The organism is Paracoccus sp. (in: a-proteobacteria) (assembly GCF_032007265.1).
In the GTDB taxonomy this organism is placed as follows: domain Bacteria; phylum Pseudomonadota; class Alphaproteobacteria; order Rhodobacterales; family Rhodobacteraceae; genus Paracoccus.
Genome location: NZ_DALZMB010000185.1, coordinates 1 through 3,555, shown reverse-complemented (window position 1 = coordinate 3,555; position 3,555 = coordinate 1). Strand labels below are relative to the sequence as shown.

At 55.7% G+C, this 3,555-nt stretch carries 5 protein-coding genes and 1 tRNA gene; 4 read left to right on the top strand and 2 right to left on the bottom strand.

Annotation, left to right across the window (positions count from 1 at the left end; translation table 11 throughout):
• Positions 1 to 164 precede the first annotated feature (164 nt).
• Positions 165 to 620: an MmcB family DNA repair protein gene (locus RTS12_RS20320; protein WP_312531904.1), complete on the top strand. Its 456-nt coding sequence runs from the start codon at positions 165 to 167 to the stop codon at positions 618 to 620.
• On the opposite strand, the gene RTS12_RS20315 is transcribed toward RTS12_RS20320, so the two are convergent.
• Positions 601 to 819, bottom strand: a complete 219-nt coding sequence (locus RTS12_RS20315) for a DUF6324 family protein (protein WP_312531902.1) — start codon at positions 817 to 819, stop codon at positions 601 to 603. The genes RTS12_RS20320 and RTS12_RS20315 overlap by 20 nt on opposite strands.
• A 102-nt stretch (positions 820 to 921) precedes the next feature.
• Between RTS12_RS20315 and RTS12_RS20310 the strand changes: the two genes are divergently transcribed.
• Positions 922 to 998, top strand: a tRNA-His gene (locus RTS12_RS20310).
• 557 nt (positions 999 to 1,555) lie between these two features.
• Here RTS12_RS20310 and RTS12_RS20305 read toward each other — a convergent pair.
• Positions 1,556 to 1,990, bottom strand: coding sequence for a hypothetical protein (locus RTS12_RS20305; protein ID WP_312531900.1), 435 nt, complete (start codon positions 1,988 to 1,990; stop codon positions 1,556 to 1,558).
• 410 nt (positions 1,991 to 2,400) lie between these two features.
• On the opposite strand from RTS12_RS20305, the gene RTS12_RS20300 reads away from it, so the two are divergent.
• Both RTS12_RS20300 and RTS12_RS20295 read left to right on the top strand, forming a co-directional pair.
• Positions 2,401 to 2,739, top strand: a complete 339-nt coding sequence (locus RTS12_RS20300) for a carboxymuconolactone decarboxylase family protein (protein ID WP_312531898.1) — start codon at positions 2,401 to 2,403, stop codon at positions 2,737 to 2,739.
• A 492-nt stretch (positions 2,740 to 3,231) separates the two neighbouring features.
• The coding region (locus RTS12_RS20295; RefSeq protein ID WP_312531896.1) for an HK97 gp10 family phage protein at positions 3,232 to 3,555 on the top strand (324 nt) is incomplete at its 3' end.

The following is a 3,555-nucleotide window of genomic DNA, read 5'->3' as shown; positions in this document are numbered from 1 at the left end:
CTGCCAGAGCCAGCCCCCTCGGTGAAATTATAGGCCAGTGGAAAAGATGGCCGCGCACGAGAAGAGCAGAAACCCGCCGCCTACCGAAATAGTCCCAGTTGGCCGGCACTGCAAGGGCTCTGGTTCCTCTTGCGCAGTGTTTTCGTTTCGTTCAAGGTTTTTGTATGCAAGACTTGCTACCCCCTCGACCTGGCCAACAATTGACGCGCGGTGTCATGCGACTGCTTTTGTCGCTGGGTCATGCTTCTTTGGCAGAATTCGTGCCGCAAAGCGGTTTGCGTGTCGATGTCATCTCGATCTCACCGACCGGCGAGATTTGGATCGTCGAGTGCAAAAGCTCGCGGGCAGATTTCGTCAGCGATCAGAAATGGCAGGGCTATCTTGACTGGTGCGACCGCTATTTCTGGGCGGTCGATCAGGATTTTGACGATAGCCTGTTGCGAGAGGGCGACGGGCTGATCCGCGCGGATGCCTGGGGCGCGGAACTGATCCGCATGCCCGCAGATATCCGGATGGCCGGCGCCCGTCGCACGCGCCTGCAACGCGATATCGCCCGAGTGGCGGCCATCCGGTTGCAGGCGCTGACCGATCCGATGGGGATCAGCGGCCGCGCTTTTTAGGGCCGTTGTTGCCCGAGGCCATCGCCCGCGCCGCTTCGGCAGCTGCCGTCAGCTCTTCGGCAATTTCCTCGGCCTCTTCGGGGTCAAAATCAAGCGGAAGATCGACGCCATCGGCCTCAATATAGATCCGCACCATGCCGCGATCGGTTGGTCCGATCTGAATATTTGCGGCAATCTCGCTCTCACTGTTGATGCCCATGACGGTCCTTTCTGAAATGTTGAATTTCTGATTAACGCGATGAAAGAAAAGCGGCAAGATGGGCTTGCATCCTGCTGCGGAGAGCATTAGAGAACCCCCAGTGCCGCCTTAGCTCAGTTGGTTAGAGCGCTAGATTGTGGATCTAGAGGTCACCCGTTCGAGACGGGTAGGCGGTACCATCAAATCAAAGACTTAGCTGAAACAAAGTTGAACCGTGAAGCAGGGTTGAGCCGTGGTTGAAACGGATCGTTCTTAGCCTGTTCTCGCGACTCAACGTAGCGTTCTAAGTTGTAAAACTTTTGCTGCGCTTTCGCTTCTTCCCCTCATATATCGGTCCGTCGTGTTTAGATTAGCGTGTTGGTGCTTGTGCGCCATCTCTGTGCAAGCGGCGGTCGGATATCCACCAAAGTACTGGATGCAGTGAAATGGTCGATCATCGAAGCTGCAGAGGTTGAGCAGCCTGAATCGTGCGGTCTCAGCCCGACCAGCACGTCCGACACGAATAAGGGTCTCGTCGCCGCAGAGAGGCTGCAATGGGAGCACTTCAAAGGTGCCGTCGGGACGGATAGCCTATTCCGCGGATCGCCGTTGTGGATGGGTTGCCGGGGCCGTTTACACGGTCCAACAACACCACGTTTCTATTGAGGGCTTGACCACAAAGTCCTCACATTCCAGCCGCTTTCTGAACTAGGCACCAGGCGAAACACTTTGTGCAGCACAAGAGCTGCTTTGGCCTCTAACCGCCAGCTACGAGAAGCATCAACCTCCGTCCGTCAGGGGCGATCAGCTCGAGGCCGTCGAGGCCAGTTCTGGCAACTGAAACCTGCTCAAGCGCATTGAGAAGGGCGATGGTGTCGCGATAGACAGGGCACTCATCGCTATAGAAAGCCTCGACCTCCGTAATGCTGACCGCGGGCAGGTCCATGTCAATCTTAGCGTTCCAGCTATTACCGCAGGGCGTATCACCCCCAACGTCACGACTTTTGACCTCAAACATGCTGAGCGTCGGCGCGGTTACGAATTCAGCGTCACTTTGCCCCTCGAATTCAGCAATTACCCAAGGCAGGGTAAAGAGCTCATCAGTTAGTTTAACCGCCTCTTGTGCCATAGCAGTACTGCCAAGAAACAAAGCACAAGCGCCAGAGGCCGCCAGGTTCATAAGCCGGATCATTTTCTACCTATTCAATATGTTGCCGCCATTAACGTAGACCGTGATGTCGACAGCAGCCAATGGAAATACGCACCGAAATCCAGAAATGCGCGAGTGTCGCGGCACCACATTCGAAAGATCAATCGGTGACAGAAAACTGACACGCTATCGCCGTCGATGCCGCTATCGGTCGGCGCTACCGCGTTCTCGTTGAAACTCTCGCGGTTGATGGCCCATCGAAATCACCCTGGTGCGCGTGTTGGATGACCCTGATCCTGACTGGGTTCATGGAGTGGTCCAGGTCGAAGTGATGGTGGAGGGGTGACCTCTTGGTGTCGCAGCTCGTACTGATCACATGCGACGAATTAATGATTGTCACGCGAAGGCGCTGTGTTCAGACTTTAAGTCTTAGATCTATCAAGGGGGCCACAATGGACTGGAATGATAACAGAAGCCATTTGATGGAGGGCGTCGGAAAGCTTGCTCAGCTCTCGCCAGACACGGTCAAGGGTTACGCGACCGCAAGTGGTGCTGGCAAGAAAACCGGCCATCTTGACGAAAAGACCCGACAGTTGATCTCACTGGCTGTTGCTGTGACCACGCGCTGCGATGGGTGCATTTCGGTGCATTCCAATGAGGCGCTGAAGGCTGGCGCCACCCGCGACGAGGTTGCTGAGGCTTTGGGTGTCGCTGTTGCAATGAATGCAGGCGCAGCCTTGGTCTACTCAACGCGTGCGCTAGAGGCTTTTGACAACGCCGATAGAAGCTGAACAGCTTCAACAGAATGATGTTGGTGCCACTGGATGCACGATTTAAAAGCCCCTTCAAAAGAGGCTTTTTTGTTAGGCTGCCCGTGATCGGTCAGACGCACGAGTAGGTACCTCAGAGTGGGCCTGGTGGGTAGCAAGGCTGAGCCGTCAGTCTGTTGGCCTGTCCCGATCATCGCGCGGCAATGTCGAAGTTTAGATTGCTGCAAGAACAAACATGAGCGGTAGCGCTCCGGGTAAGTTGAGACCGATCAGCAATATGAGTGAGATACTCATAGCAACTTGTCGTTTTGCTTGACCGCCTGACAGGCACTGCTTTTCCCATTTTTACAATCAGTTCGCAGCTCGTGAAGCGGTTTGGTGGAGGAACAGGCGCCGACGGCGAGCACGATCAGGACGGCAGACAGGCGAAGCATTGGAATTCCTTTGCTTTGGTTGGGCAGGTTACGCCAGGAAGGACAAATAATGGTTAATGGCGCAGAAAGAGTCCACGCCATGTTTCGTCGCAAGGGACGGGCAGTCGTTGCCGCGTCAAAGGCGGCTGCCCGCGATGGTGCCGAAGAGGTCGCCGTTTCGATGCGGTTCCTCGCCCCGAAAGACGATGGTGAGCTGATCGCCTCCATCAAGGTGCGGGATGCCGATACAATTGCCACGCGCAAAGGCCAACGCGACTTCATCGGCGTTATTGTCAGCGCCGGGGATAGTTCGACGGTGGTCACCAATAGTACCGGGAACCAGTTCCAGAACGCCAAGATCCAAGAGTTCGGCAGACAAGGCGCGGGTGGCGCGGCCAATCCTTATTTCTTTCCGGCCTGGCGC